General features: G+C 45.0%; 9 protein-coding genes. 2 read left to right on the top strand and 7 right to left on the bottom strand.

The window, feature by feature from the left end; genetic code table 11:
* Positions 1–84: 84 nt before the first annotated feature.
* The 3 genes from AC1XTG_RS04950 to argB form a co-directional block, all read right to left on the bottom strand.
* Entirely contained in the window at positions 85–1,689 is a 1,605-nt protein-coding gene (locus tag AC1XTG_RS04950) for a SusD/RagB family nutrient-binding outer membrane lipoprotein (protein WP_056279705.1), read from the bottom strand.
* 21 nt (positions 1,690–1,710) lie between these two features.
* The gene (locus tag AC1XTG_RS04945; protein ID WP_484841221.1) at positions 1,711–5,037 is read right to left on the bottom strand and encodes a SusC/RagA family TonB-linked outer membrane protein; all 3,327 of its coding nucleotides are present in this window, start codon (positions 5,035–5,037) and stop codon (positions 1,711–1,713) included.
* Between the two features lie 223 nt (positions 5,038–5,260).
* A complete protein-coding gene (gene argB / locus AC1XTG_RS04940; protein ID WP_484841220.1) occupies positions 5,261–6,046 on the bottom strand; it encodes an acetylglutamate kinase in 786 nt (261 codons plus the stop codon).
* A gap of 180 nt (positions 6,047–6,226) precedes the next feature.
* On the opposite strand from argB, the gene AC1XTG_RS04935 reads away from it, so the two are divergent.
* Positions 6,227–8,302: a protein-disulfide reductase DsbD family protein gene (locus tag AC1XTG_RS04935; RefSeq protein ID WP_484841219.1), complete on the top strand. Its 2,076-nt coding sequence runs from the start codon at positions 6,227–6,229 to the stop codon at positions 8,300–8,302.
* Between the two features lie 172 nt (positions 8,303–8,474).
* Positions 8,475–8,666, top strand: a complete 192-nt coding sequence (locus AC1XTG_RS04930; protein ID WP_484841218.1) for a glutaminase domain-containing protein — start codon at positions 8,475–8,477, stop codon at positions 8,664–8,666.
* A 204-nt stretch (positions 8,667–8,870) separates the two neighbouring features.
* Here the strand turns inward: AC1XTG_RS04930 and AC1XTG_RS04925 are convergent, their stop codons facing one another.
* The 4 genes from AC1XTG_RS04925 to AC1XTG_RS04910 form a co-directional block, all read right to left on the bottom strand.
* Positions 8,871–9,611 (bottom strand): hypothetical protein, encoded by a 741-nt coding sequence (locus AC1XTG_RS04925; RefSeq protein ID WP_484841217.1) that lies wholly within the window; start codon positions 9,609–9,611, stop codon positions 8,871–8,873.
* Between the two features lie 311 nt (positions 9,612–9,922).
* The gene (locus tag AC1XTG_RS04920; RefSeq protein WP_484841216.1) at positions 9,923–10,174 is read right to left on the bottom strand and encodes a hypothetical protein; all 252 of its coding nucleotides are present in this window, start codon (positions 10,172–10,174) and stop codon (positions 9,923–9,925) included.
* A 285-nt stretch (positions 10,175–10,459) separates the two neighbouring features.
* Positions 10,460–11,290 (bottom strand): hypothetical protein, encoded by an 831-nt coding sequence (locus AC1XTG_RS04915; protein WP_484841215.1) that lies wholly within the window; start codon positions 11,288–11,290, stop codon positions 10,460–10,462.
* 340 nt (positions 11,291–11,630) lie between these two features.
* Complete coding sequence (locus AC1XTG_RS04910) at positions 11,631–14,756, bottom strand: efflux RND transporter permease subunit (protein WP_484841214.1); 3,126 nt, start codon at positions 14,754–14,756, stop codon at positions 11,631–11,633.
* Positions 14,757–14,768: the final 12 nt, after the last annotated feature.

Genomic DNA, 14,768 nt, shown 5'->3' with positions numbered 1-14,768 from the left:
AACAGAAGTAGCGAACAAAAAAGAGGCAAGCCAACCGGCCTGCCTCTTTTTGCTTTTAACTAAATCTAATTCTTATTCTAATCGTTATTTCACATCCCAGAAGAGTCTCTGAGTCAGCTTGTCGCTGTCTCTTACCGACGCATAGTTTGTAGGGTTGTAAGTAACCTCATTGCCAGGGTAAGTCCATCTTACAGGCGGAGTTGTCTGGTTATTGGCATTATCAACCTGGAACTGTAACGTTGGCATATCCAATCTGCGTACTTCTGCCCAGTTTTCGTAAGCCTGAACAATGTTGAAGTGCAGCCACTTTTGAGTAGCGATCAGACCCAGCTTTTCAGCAGGAGTAGTCGCTTTGGACCAGTTCACACCATTTCCTGCGATGTAAGCTGTAATCTGCGCATTGGTTGCAGGTGTAGGAATAGCCGCATTGGTAATCCCTGTTGCATTGGTTATGGCCAGGATATCATTGTAGAAGTCTACCGACTGTGCGATGGCAGTTTCGTAAGCTGTTTTTGCCAAAGCGTCATTTCCGTTATTCAGATAGTATTCAGCTTTGATCAGGTTCACTTGTGCCGCATTGATGATCACACCAGGGAAAAACTGGTTGTGGCTCAGCGTAAAACGGTTGTAGATCGACACCAATCCATTCTGATACATGGTAGTTTGTACCGAAGAAGTTGCAAGCGGGTCAATACCTGCATAAACACCTTTCGCATTCTGGCCAGGTTCGAAAATAATTTTCAAGCGTGGATCTGCATTGGTATTCATGTGGTCAATCATCTTCTTGCTGGCAGTGTTACCAAACCAGTCTCCGCCGCCAGATGCGATACCATCCTGGAAGCCTTTTGAATTGATATCGGTATTCACATCATAAACATTGATCTGAATGTTTTGCTCATTGTTCTCTACGATCGGGAAAGTTGTGGTATTACCCAGAATCTCTCCCATTTCAGTAGTTGCACGTCCCTTGAAGTCAGCAGCAGCAGAAACACGGTTCAACATGCGAAGGCGAAGTGAGTTGGTATAACGCTTCCACATATCAATGCTTCCCTTGTTGATGAAATCCGAAGTTTGGAAGGATTTCTGATATCCTGCATTCAGCGTGATACCGTTCAGTTCGGTTGCAATTGATTTCAGATCGTCCAGCATGATCGTGTAGATAGATTCTGGTGAATCAAACTTCGCGTTCGATGCTGCATAATCTCCGTTGTTGGCGCTGAGCATACCTGCTTCTGTAAAAGGTATCGCTCCGAAAAGATCTACAACACGCTGCGTATAGTCGTACAAATAAACTTTTGCAGTCAGCATAAAGATCTTTTTGTTAGCCTGCTCGTCAGCTGATTTGCTGGCGTACACCTTTTCAAGCTCCCGGTATTGTGCCAGGGTGTTGTAGTAGTTAAACCAAACCTCCTGTACACCAGCTGAACCTGGTACGTAGTTACCCGATTCAAAAGGCCAGCCTACTGCCTGGTTGTAACGGTTCAGGGTAGTACGCAAGGTAACAAAGTAGTTTCCGTAACCTGGCAATACATACTCCCGGTTTGTATACATAATACCGGTATACTGCTTCTCAATGGTTGTTTCAGAGATTTTTGCAGGATCCGCATACCTTTCAGTAAACTCGGATTCTTTACAGGACGCCGCCACCAGCATAAGTCCTGCCAATATGAATGATGATATTTGTTTCATTGTCATAATCAATTTTAGAAATTAGAAGCTGGCTCTCAGCATTACACCCATTGTACGGAAAGATGGATTGCTACCTGCATTGCTGATGTTTTCATACCATCTTGAACTGATGTTGGTTTGTTCTGCATCCAGGTCTTTCACAGTTCTGTAAAGGAAGAAAAGGTTACGTCCGAAAACAGATAGTGAGATGTTCTGTGCACCCAGTTTTCTTCCAATGTTGGAAGGCAGGCGGTAAGCAAGTGAAAGCTCACGCATTTTGAAGTAGGTGTTTTCCTGAACATACAACTCGTAACGTGCATTACCGTACTGAGGACCTCCCCAGTTGTAAGTCGCATTGTAGTAAGTAGCCTGAGAAACAACATTTGTGTTAGCTTCTCCGGATGCAGTTACACCGTCCATTAACATACCATCGTGGTAAACTGGCTGTCCGGCAGGACCTGCTGATTCTGATGTCTGAACACCTTTTCCGTTCGCATCCACGTAGTAAGAAAGACCGCCGTGCTCTTTGTCCATGAAGTTAAGACTCTCTTTGGTCAAACCTCTTGACGTCATCCAGTTGATACCGGTAGGCATAATGTGGCCACCTACTCTGAAATCGATCACCGCGTCAACTGTGAAGTTTTTGTAGCTGAAAGTGTTCAGCAAACCACCAGTCAGTTTCGGCATTGCATTACCTACTTTAATCCAGTTGTCTCCATCCAATTGGTACAGACCGTTTGGTCCAACTATACCTTGACCCTGCTCGTTTTTAAGGATACCATGCGCGAAAATGTCTCCCATCGGCTGACCCACAATTGATCTTACCTGAGCAGCATTTCCGTCGTAGTCAGCGTGCAGCAACTCGGTTGAGTTATTTGCCAGTTTCTCTACTTTGTTTACGTTCCTTGCCAGGTTCAAAGTAAGATCCCAGTTAAAATCGTTCAGGTTGGTAGCTCTGATCGGGCTCACGTTAAATGCAACCTCCACACCCTGGTTTCTCAATGTTCCGATGTTTGCAAGAATGGTTCTTGCACCGGTAGTCGCTGCGATATTCAATGGAAGGATCTGGTCTACGATCTGTGCGTTGTAGTAAGCAATATCCAATCCGATACGGTTTTGGAACAATTTGGTTTCCAAACCGAATTCAAATTCGCGCTTTTGCTCAGGACGAATTCTGTCGTTACCACGCTCAGCGCTCATTGTTGTGTAAAGAACAGAAGCACCGCCTCTTTGCTGAACGCTCAGGTTACCCTGGTTGAATGCCACGTTTGCACGGTAGATCTCAGGATAGTTACCCACGATACCGAAAGAACCTCTCAGTTTACCATAGCTAAAAAATCTTGGAAGATCGAATGCGTCAGAAAACACGAAGCTGGCATTAACAGATGGATAAACAAATGCATTGTTACCAGGCGCCAATGAAGATGTGCGGTCTCTCCTGATTGTTCCTTCTACGAACAGAAGGTTCTTGTAGTCGAAGTTAAGCGTTCCCATGTAAGCGTCGCGCAGGTATCTGCTTCTGGTTTGCTTACCATTTGCAACGTTCACACTTGCCGAAAGGTCAAAGAAGTTCTCAGTGCTCAATCCACCATTGGTAGATCTTTGGATGAACGTGTTCAGCGTTCTGTTTGCTGTGTAGCCTCCCAATGCAGATAATGTGATGTCTTCCCCGATTTTCTTGGTATAAGTCAGGAGAAGGTCACCATATACGTTATTGTAAAGGTTGTTGTCCATTCCAAAGTTACCTGAGTAACCGAAAGCAAGCGGAACTGAGCTGTACTCACGGTTTTCCATTCTTTCGCTGGTCCAGTCAGTTGCGATACGACCTCTCAGTTTCAGGTTTTCAAGAATGTCCCAGTGCTGGGTAATACTTGCAATTACGCGGTCTGTGTATTCGAAATATTGGTTCTTTCTTGTATTCCAAACGTAATCAGCGATATCTGATTTGAATCCATTATAAATAATGTTCTCATTTGGTGTCAAACTCTGCGTTCCTGCACCAGTTACGAATTTGTAGCCCAGACTTGTCTGATACCTGTCATTGTACCAGTCAGCCGACTCAAAACGGTTCATCATACCGGTAAAGTTGTTGATCATACGATCCACTTTGAACGGTCTGTTGTAAGTATATTGATTGACGTAGTTAACCATCAAATCCGTTTTCAGCTTTTTGTTCAGGTTGAAGCTCGCATTCAGGTTAGCGATGTTCTTGCTGTTTTTTGACTTGTAGCTGATCATTCCGTTATCCTGACGGGTAAACGAGAAACGGATGTTTGCGTTATCAGTTGCTTTCGAGATCGAAAGGTTGATGTTGGAGCTGCTCGCGTTTTCGAACAAATCTGCGTAGCTGTTTCCTGAAGGAGAGTAAGGTCTGATTTTTCCATCCCAGGCCATTACCGGCTGTCCGTCGAATTTAGGACCGAAGTTAACAGTCGCGCCAAGCAAGCCTCTTGTTTCTTTCACACCGTCTCCATCTACATCATAGTAAATGAAACCTGCTGCATCCTGACCACCATTGTTGTAGTTCAATGGATAACCAGGGCCTCTTACATCCTGGTAACGGGGCAGGTAAGCGATTTTATCAACATTGTAGCTCGCATTGAAATCAACACCAAGCCCTTTTTTGCCTTTACCAGTTTTGGTAGTAACAAGCAAAACCCCGTTTACAGCTTCTGAACCATAAAGTGCAGCAGCAGAAGCGCCTTTCAAAACCGAAATATTTTCAATATCGGCTGGGTTCAGGTCAAGAAGACCATTTCCGCGCAAACGCTGGTCAGCCCAGAAATCGCCGTTACGCGCTTCTCCGTTACGAATTGGAATACCATCCAAAACGATCAGAGGCTGCGTATTACCTGTGATAGAGCTGAAACCACGGATGTTGATACTTACACCCGAAGTAGCACCACCCGGTGTTGCATTGATCGTAACACCCGGCGCTTTTCCGTAAAGTGCTGTCGCGAAGTTGGGCGAAGCAGTTTTGATCAGGGCCTCGTTGTTAACTATAGCAGTAGCGTAACCCAGTGCACGCTGCTCTTTGGAGATACCAAGTGCTGTTACTACTACTTCACCTAGCTGGTTAGCGTCTTCTAACAATACTACATCAAGTACAGTTTTGCTACCTACCGGAGCTTCAATGGTTTTGTAACCAATGTAGGAGAAAACCAAAGTGTTTTCAGAAGTTGCCGCAATAGAGAAATTTCCCGACGCATCTGAGGTGGTACCATTGGTAGTACCTTTTACAAGAACCGAAACGCCCGGCAAAGTGGTGCCATCTGTTCCGGATTTAACTGTCCCCGTGATCGTTTGAGCGATTACAGGGCTGCTTACCATCAAGAACATGACGAAAAGCCGAAGTAAATTTTTTCGCATAGTTTGAATTGCGTATTAGTTGAGGATTAAACTTAACACAATTTTAATATTTAATTTTTAATTAAGGCGAATCTTCTTAAAAAAAATTACTAATTAGGTACTGAAAAGATAAATAATGTAGAAATTAAATATGGCTGTGAAGATTATTGGCAGAATAAAAGAAGGCTACTACCTACGATTACAATCGATAAGCAGTAGCCTTGAAGAGGCAGGTGCAAAATGTCTATAATGTTATTGAAGTACCTGCGGAAGACCGGGTTGCATTCAGCAGTTCATCAGCGTGGCAGATCGTGACCTGCTTTACGCCTGCATTTAATGCGGCAAATGCATTGTCCAGCTTGGGGATCATGCCTTTGTTGATCACGCCGGAAGCTTTATAGGTTGCGTAAGTTTCGGGATTCAGCTGCGGGATCACCGATTCGTCATTGTCCGGGTCAGATAATACACCCTTCTTCTCGAAACAATAGATAAGGTTTACATCATAACTCCCGCCCAGCGCCACAGCCGTGGCCGACGCCATTGTATCTGCATTGGTATTGAGGAGCAGCCCCTCTGAACTATAAGTAAGCGGGGCGATCAGCGGAACGAGGCTGCTGTCGAGCAACGCGGCGATCTGACCTGCATTGACCGATTCAATATCTCCGACAAATCCGTAATCAATCGTTTTCACAGGTCGCTTTACAGAGCGGATAATCCCTCCGTCGGCACCGGTAAGTCCGATTGCATTGCAGCCGAGCGACTGTAATTGCGCTACCAGGTTTTTGTTGACCAACCCGCCATATACCATTGTAACCACGTCGAGCATTGGCTTGTCGGTAATTCTCCGGCCTTCCACCATTTCGGTTTCAATCTGCAATTTGGCTGCAACCTGCGTAGCCACCTTTCCGCCACCGTGAACCAGAATTTTCAAAGCATCAAGCTGCGCAAATGCATTTAAAAAGCGTGAGCAGGCGTCGGGATTATCGATTACGTTGCCGCCGATTTTTACAATATATAGGGACTGGGACATACTGACTGATTTTACGATTCGGTATTGCGGGCACAAAGGTAACAGAAACAGCAGCGGGGCGAAACGGAATTTCGATTGATGAATTTTTTTGGCAAAATTACGTTCAATTAAGACCCGGCATTTACTCTATTAATTCAATAGATAATGCCCTTTCACCGAATATCAGTCCGTCAAAACGATATGAAACGCAGTATTTTCCTCTTTTTAAGCTTTTTTCTTCTTGTTTCCATTGCTGCCTCTGCGCAGATCCAGAAAGCCAAAGCCCAATGGAGCTACTCTTTTTCAAAGCCTGATGTAAAAAAGGGGGAGACCGTCGATCTTGTTTTCACTGCAACGATCGACAAAGACTGGTATATGTATTCGTCCGACTTTGATCCTGACCTGGGACCAATGCTCACCACTTTCACTTTTGAGAAGAACAATACTTTTGAAGTGGTCGGCAAGCTTAAACCGCAGAATCCGAAGACGAAGTTTGAAGAGGTATGGAATGGAAATGTAAAATACTTTGAAGGAAAAGCGGTTTTCAAGCAAACTATCAAAATTCTGGCCGACAATCCGGTAATCAAAGGTACTTCTGAATACCAGACCTGCAGTCACGTAACCGGGCTTTGTATCCCGGGCGGAGAGGATTTCGAATTCAAAGGCTTGAAGGTCGCGGCAGCTGGTAGCACAGTCGCACCGGAAAGTACTCCTGCGGAAACTAACGTAGCCTCAGCTGATTCTACTGAAAATGCTGCCGCTGCTCCGGCACCTGCAACTGTTGATAGCAGCTCTTCAACACTGACTGAAAAAGCTCCCGTTGCTGCTGCTGCAAATACCGAGGACACTGCCGCCGACGGTTCTTTGTGGGCATTTGCACTAGCTGCGTTCCTGTCGGGGCTTGTCGCATTGCTTACTCCCTGCGTATTCCCGATTATTCCAATGACGGTAAGCTATTTCACCAATCAGGAAAAAGGCAAGGTGAAAGCTTTTATGTACGGAATCTCGATTGTACTCATTTATACATTAATAGGTACCGTTGTATCGCGCCTGAACGGACCCGCATTTGCTAACTTTTTAAGTACGCACTGGCTGCCTAACCTGCTGTTTTTCGGGATATTCATCGTTTTCGGTCTCTCTTTTCTGGGACTATTTGAGATCGTACTTCCGAGTGGGTTTGTGAATAAAATGGACCAGAAGGCTGATCAGGGTGGATATGCGGGCGTTTTCTTCATGGCATTTACATTGGTACTGGTTTCATTTTCCTGTACCGGCCCGATCGTGGGTAGCTTGCTCGTAGCCTCAGCGGGCGGCGAAGTAGTGAAGCCAATTATCGGAATGGCGGCATTCTCCGCTGCATTTGCGATTCCATTTACTTCATTTGCCTTATTTCCGCAGTGGCTAAAATCGCTCCCTAAATCGGGCGGCTGGCTGAATACCGTGAAAGTTTGTCTAGGCTTTCTGGAACTGGCGCTTGCACTGAAGTTTTTCAGTATCGCCGATCAGGTTTACCACTGGGGCTTGCTGGACAGAGAAATCTATCTCGCATTCTGGATCGTGATTTTCGCGATGCTGGGTTTTTATCTTCTTGGAAAGATCAGAACGCCGCATGATTCCCTTTTGGAAAAAGTGAGCGTACCGCGGCTGTTGCTGAGCATTATTACATTCACTTTTGTGATTTACATGTTGCCAGGAATGTGGGGCGCGCCACTGAAAGCGCTGGCTGGTTATCTGCCTCCGCAGTCGTCTCTGGATTTTGATTTGAGTAAAAGAAGTGCGGGTACCGCCGCAGCAGGCAACAGCAGCGAAATCGCCGGAAAGTATTCCGATCTCTTCCATTTACCGCATGAGCTCAATGGGTTTTTCGATTATCAGGAAGCATTGGCTTATGCCAAAAAAGTTAACAAGCCTGTTTTCATTGATTTTACTGGACACGGTTGTGTGAATTGTCGTGAAATGGAAGCCCGTGTGTGGGTTGATCCTGCGGTGCTACAAAGGCTTCGGAATGATTATGTGATTGTTGCTTTGTATGTGGACGACAAAACAGAATTACCTGAATCGCAATGGTATACTTCCAAGTATGACAATAAAGTCAAAAAGACGATCGGCGCGCAGAATGCAGATCTGCAAATTGTGAAATACAACAACAACGCACAGCCACATTATTGTCTGGTAGATCACGAAGGCAACCTGCTGGTTAAGCCCAAGAATTACGATTTGAATGCGGCGAACTTCGCGGCTTTTTTGGATAGCGGGAAGGAGGCATTCGCTAAATAATACTCCCTCTTCCGTCTTCCGTTTTCCATCTCGGTCGGCCAAGCCGATGGAAGTGGATCTAAGATGCCTTTGCTGTAAAACCTCATTCTTATATTCTCTTCTCAGTTGCACTGAAAGCAGGTGGAAAGCACTACGCCGAGCTTTGTGTTTTGTCCTGCCAGCAAGACGAGCTTTGAACCTCAATGTATTCCCGAAAACCGTCGCCGAAGAAGAAATCAAATATTACCTTACCAAGCAGCAACTCTTCAGCCTCCCACTCGACAGCCGCAAAACATACTCCAAATCCGACTGGATCATCTGGACAGCCACAATGGCCAAGAACAATGCAGACTGCGAAGCGTTAATCAAGCCAATCTACAAATAGCTACATAAACCCCACACCGCATCCCACTTTCAGATTGGCATGGAACTGTGAATGGGAAATCAGCTGAGTTTGGCGCAAGGTCTGTGGGTCGAGGGTATTGGATGAAGGTATGAGGGAGAAGTGGAAGTGGAGAAAGTATTAAGGCTTAAAACCAAGATGCCACCAGACAATCTCTGTTGACATCTTGGTTAAACAATGCTTTATTTATTGTATCTCCTTAATGGAATCTTTGTCTACAAAGATATTGGCATATGAATACTGACCGGCTTCGGGCGCAAAAGCAGAAAAATAAAGGTTTGCCTCATTCGCCTCTGGACTAAATATAATAGTTTTTTTGACCCAGGTTGCTTCTATACCTGTTAAATCATACTTTGTAGAAAAAGAATAACTATTGCTCCATCCTATCTCAACATTAACACGGTTTGGATAAGCGGGGGTATAGGTGCCAAAGAGAGTGTTTCTCAATGAACCGGCTACATAAAAGCTCACAGCATACTTCTTACCGCTTTTAAGATTCTTAATCTTTGTTTTCACAGTTGATATTCTGTGATCTTGAAATGGATCTCGGAAAGTTATAACTGTAAGCATTGAACGCATATCAATTACGCCGGGAATTGTTGGTAGAGGCTTTGCCCATGGTGCCTGCGGATTCCCCCATAAATGCGTTAAGTTGGAAGTTCCAGATGGTAGCCCTATCAAATTGTCAGGGGATTTGATATTCCTTTCCCAATCTGTGGGGTACCAGTTAAAGCCAGGTTGTCCAATCGTTGGTGCAAAATATGGCTTCGGTAGCTCTATTCCATTACTGCCTTCCCTCCATCCCGAATGCTCAGTAGTTTCATTTACCTGAGGCACCGGCACTTGAACGTCTTCCTTAGAGCAGCTGCTCAGCATCATCATGCAAGCAAAACCTAAACCGACTGGTAATTTTTGTACTAATTTCATTTTCGAAAATTTATTGTTGAACATTTGTTTCGTTAACGGCTACAAAAAAACCTTCTCATCAGGTAGGTATCATCAAAAAATGGATATCCGGTTTATGGTGATTATTCTAAGGAAAATGGCGTCAAAAGCCTGGAAATTACAGTCTGAGAATTGTAGCTGCTACTAATATTTAGTTCGTATCAGGCTTTAAAATTGTTACAGGCATTTTGTGTTCTCAGTTTGGACTATTGTACATTTTGATTTTAATAGCACTAAATAAAACAGGGTATCTCCTACAATTGGAGACACCCTGTTTTACTTTAAACACCTCTCTAATTTATCTGCACAATTGCATCCTGGCCGATAAATACATGCGCCCAGGCGTGCTCTCCTTCTTTTACCGGAAGTGCACTGGCTACAAAGGTCATTTCCGGAGTTTTTGCTTCAAAAGTGATGACTTTTTTAACCCACGCATTTTTCTTGTCTGATAAATTGACATTAAAAGTTTTCACGCCGACAGATGGTCCTGCTACCCATAATTCACACGCTCTGCATAGGATGGAATGGGACCAAATCCTTTCCATTTAGGAATAGCAGTGGCAACATACACCGTCAGTTGATAGGTTTTTCCTGGCGTTAAAAATCTGATCGGGGTATTAACAATTGCCCTCTTTTTCAGATCTGTCCGACTTGAACTTGTCACAGTAATAAATGAGCTCCAAGGTTGACCTGAACTTGTTTGCAAAGGCTGCTTTAATGGAGACGAGGTATTACCCATAAATAGATTGGTTTAGATTTTGCATTAGCCTGCAAAACAAAAAGCCGTCTCATGAATATGAGCCGGCTTTTTAACAACACCCGGATACAAGCTATTGTACTACCATCGGTTGGAAAGGAACAAATTCTACAATAGAGTTCCTATCTACAAAAAGGTGAATATAAGAATACACATTACCCAGTGGCGTCAACCCTGAGAAAACAAACTTGGCATTATCTGCCTGAGCTGTAAATGTAATTGTCTTTTTCACCCAGGTTGCTTGCAATCCTCCAAAGTTGACTTTCGTTGTAGTGATTCCACTGTTAACATTTAACATTTTGATTTCCGCACAGGTTGCCGGAACAGATGTTTCACCATTGCTTGCAAGGCCGGCAACAGTCGTAGTTGCCACATAGAATGTTATAGTATATGTTTTTCCTGCCTTTAAGTTTTTAATTGTAGTAAATGCACCAGATTTGTCGTACGTCTCAGCTGAGGTATGAGCAAAGCTTTTTACTGTCAAAACAGAATTTGCGGTTGAATTGCCTGGTATGGCTTGTAGTGGCTTTATCCATTTTGGGTCTACTGATGCGCTCCAGTATTCAAGTCCCCAAAGTGATGTGAGTGAAGACAAACCCGCGGGTATTGAAGGGTTTGGCCCAACTAATTTCGACCAATCAGCTGGGTATTTTTCGAAACCTGGCAGCCAAGCTGTCGAGGCAAAATAAGGAAGTGCCTCCCCTGCATTCGTCTTCGCACTTGAGTGTGCATTAGCGCTTTCAACGAGCGGCTGTGGTGTTTGGGCGTCTTCTTTTGAGCAACTGCTTAGCATCAGGGCGCAGGCCATGCTCATCGCTACCGGAAATAGTTTTGTTAGCTTCATCTTTTTACTTTTTGTAGTTGAACATTTATTTATCTCGTACAAAAGAAGAAGCTTGTCCAAATGTAAACGCATTAAGTGACTGCTAGGAATGGCAGGATTATTTGCCGGAAAGGTCCAATGCCGTTTATGGAAGTAGATTTATTGCTGGATTGTACCTACTACGATCCGGTATCCAGGTAATTCGCATTACTTAGAAACACAAAATCCCCTTTCGGGGATTTTGATACTTTAAGGAAGATCAATAATTGTATCCTAAAGCTTTGCAACTGACCTGCCAGACTAACTCTGTCAAACTGAGCGCAGTCGAAGTTAAATGCAGGATGTGAATATAAGTAGCAAAGTGCGCTCCCTTCGACTGCGCTCAGGGTGACAAGTCAGGAGACCGATTGAAATTGAAAGCCTATGCTTCCAATACCAGCTCTTCTCTTTGCTGCTTTTTCTTTTTACGGTTTGCAAGACGCTCTTTCACCCTGTCAACAACGTAGTACACGCTCGGAACCAGGAACAGCGTCAGCAATAATGAGCTGGTCAAACCACCGATAATTACCCACGCCATCCCATTTTTCACCTCGGCTCCGTCGCCGGACGCCAGTGCGATTGGTAACATACCCGCGATCATCGCGATAGTTGTCATCAGGATCGGGCGGAGACGTTCTTTACCTGCTTCGATCAGGGCGTCTTTCAATGCGTGACCTTCTTCTTTCAGCTGATTGGTAAAATCGACGATCAAAATCGCATTCTTAGCTACCAGACCGAGAAGCATAATCATACCCACGATCGAGAAGATTGTCAAACTTTCCATTGTCAGAGCCAATGCCGTCAATGCACCGACCAATGCAACCGGGATTGAGAACAATACAACGAAAGGATAAATGGTACTTTCGTAAAGTGCGACCATGATCAGGTAAATCAGCACAATACCGAGTACAAGCGCCAAACCAAGACTTCCGAATGCATCCGCCTGGTTTTTCAGGTCACCACGATATTCGATGAAAACGCCTTCCGGCAGTTTCACACTCGCCATTTTAGCCTGAATATCTGCACCGATCGAACCGGATGGGCGACCTATCACCTGTGAATTGATAGTGATCGAAGACAAACGGTCGATCCGTTGCAATACGCTTTCGCCCATTCCTTCTTTTACCGTTGCAAACTGCGATAATTCGAATGTTTGTCCTGTACTGTTAACAAATGTCAAATGGCGGATATCGTCGGCTTTGGAACGGTTAAACTGGTCAAGCGTCACCATAATGTCGTATTCCTTGCCATTTTCTTTGAATTTCGAACGGTCATCTCCACGAAATGCTGTCTGCAATGCAGCGCCCACTTCGGCTGCATTGATACCAAGCTGAGACATTTTCTCGCGATCCAGTGACACACCCACTTCCGGTTTCGGATCATCAACAGAATAATCCACGTTGGCAGTGCCCGGGATGGAAGCTACCACTTCTTTCACCTGCGCGGCTGTTTTACGGATTGTCGCCATATCGGTCCCTTTTACAGCCACCTGGATCGGCGCCTGGTTGGCATTACCCGTAATCGAGGTAGGTGCCACAGTCACTTTTACACCTGGTATCCGAAGAATTTCCTTCTGAATCTCTGTACCAAAATCCTCTGCTGACATCGGACGTTCAGCTTTATCAACCAATTGCACCGTCAAATCGGCAATGTTACTGTTGGATGTCGTCCCCAAACCAGTGCTGCTGTAACCTACATTGGTGAAGACTTTGGTTACTTCTTTTCTTCCCAAAAGCAGCTTTTCAACTTTCTGAGCTACCTGATTGGTCTGGTAAACTGACGCTGTCGGCGCAAGTTCAATGGAAACATTCAGCTCGCCGCGGTCACTTTGCTGCATGAAAGCGGCACCAATAAAGCCGGCAGGAACCAATGCAATGGAGCCTACAATGAGCAAAAGCGAAAGAATGAAAATGTATCTTTTATGACCCAAAACCCAGGTCAGAATACGTCCGTACTCGTCTTTGATCCGATCCAAAAACCGCTCAAAACCAAGGTTCAGCTTGCCCCAGAGTGTGTTTTTATCCAAAATCTCTATTTTACCAAAACGCGAAGCGAGAAGCGGGGTAAGGGTAAACGAGACAAACAAACTCATCAATGTCGAGAACACGACCACGAGCGAGAATTCTCTCAGAATGTTACCGATCAAACCGGAAGTCAATGCAAGCGGCACGAATACCACAACGTCCACCAAAGTGATCGCAAGCGCCGTGAAACCGATTTCTGCACGTCCGTCCAATGCAGCCTGCCAGCGGCTCTTACCCATTTCCATGTGGCGGTTGATGTTTTCCAAAACCACAATCGAGTCGTCGACCAGGATACCTACCACAAGCGAAAGTGCCATTAACGTCATCAAATTGAGTGAGAATCCTAAAACGCTCATTAAAATGAAAGTAGGGATCATGGATGAAGGCAGGGCCACGAGGATAAACATCGAGCTCCGGACACTATGCAGGAACAGTAACATCACAATGGACACGATCAAAACGGCAAGTCCAAGGTCAAACACAACTGCATCAGCTGAGGCCAATGTATAAATCGACTGGTCAGATGCAATGTTGAATTTCAGACCAGCGGAAGCGTACTGTTTTTCCAAAGTCGTCAAACGTTCGCGGGTCAACTTGCTTACGTCCACTGCATTGGCATCGGATTGTTTCTGGATTTGCAAAGCAACTGAGGGGCGACCATTGATATGGTTTACCGCAGTTGCGTCGGCAGTTCCGTCATACACTTCGGCAATATCTTTCAGGAAAACCTGTCCGCCAGTGCTGTTACGGCCCACAATTACATTGCGCAGATTTTCAACCGTTGTCAGTTTTGCGTCAAAACGAATGGAAAGCTGATCTTCCTGCGTTTTCACCTGACCGGCTGGGAACGAAGTATTTGCATTGTTGATCGCATTGGAAACCTGAGCAATGGACAGGCGATAAGCTTTCAATTTATCCTGACTGATATTCACCTGGATCTGGCGCTCGGTACCACCGATGATCGTCACCTGACCCACGCCAGTCACGTTGGATAGCTGTGGTTTCAGCTTCTCATCGATCAAATCATACAATGCGGAGGGTGAAAGGTTGGCGGTAACCCCCATTCTCAACACCGGGATTTCATCGGTTGAGAACTTGTTGATCACGGGGCGGTCGGCATCGTCGGGCAGAAGTGAAATCACCTGCTCTACTTTACGCTGCGCTTCCTGTTGTGCCAAATCGACGCTGATACCTTGTTTCAACTGGATAATCACAGAAGAAACGCCTTCCTGAGAAGTTGAGTTGATCTGGTCCAAACCTTCAATCGCTGAAACTGCGTCTTCGATGTGTTTGGTAACGTTAGTTTCGACTTCGTCCGCAGCGGCACCGCGGTACGTCGTCATTACACTGACAACATTGGCCTCAAACTTCGGTAAAAGGTTATAGGACAATTGTTTATAGCTGATCACACCAAATAGTATCAACACCGTGAATACTACTATGATGAAGAGCGGTCTTTTTACTGCTACTTCGGTGATTGACATTTTGTTATTCGT

It is taken from the genome of Dyadobacter sp. HNCC25DJ183, assembly GCF_056895175.1.
This window is presented reverse-complemented; position numbering and strand designations above follow the sequence as displayed.

Bases quoted from the DNA above. Each gene is read 5' to 3' on its own strand.
- AC1XTG_RS04920 (WP_484841216.1), bottom strand. From the start codon at position 10,174: ATGGAAAGGATTTGGTCCCATTCCATCCTATGCAGAGCGTGTGAATTA.
- AC1XTG_RS04910 (WP_484841214.1), bottom strand. From the start codon at position 14,756: ATGTCAATCACCGAAGTAGCAGTAAAAAGACCGCTCTTCATCATAGTA.
- argB (WP_484841220.1), bottom strand. From the start codon at position 6,046: ATGTCCCAGTCCCTATATATTGTAAAAATCGGCGGCAACGTAATCGAT.
- AC1XTG_RS04935 (WP_484841219.1), top strand. From the start codon at position 6,227: ATGAAACGCAGTATTTTCCTCTTTTTAAGCTTTTTTCTTCTTGTTTCC.
- AC1XTG_RS04950 (WP_056279705.1), bottom strand. From the start codon at position 1,689: ATGAAACAAATATCATCATTCATATTGGCAGGACTTATGCTGGTGGCG.
- AC1XTG_RS04945 (WP_484841221.1), bottom strand. From the start codon at position 5,037: ATGCGAAAAAATTTACTTCGGCTTTTCGTCATGTTCTTGATGGTAAGC.
- AC1XTG_RS04925 (WP_484841217.1), bottom strand. From the start codon at position 9,611: ATGAAATTAGTACAAAAATTACCAGTCGGTTTAGGTTTTGCTTGCATG.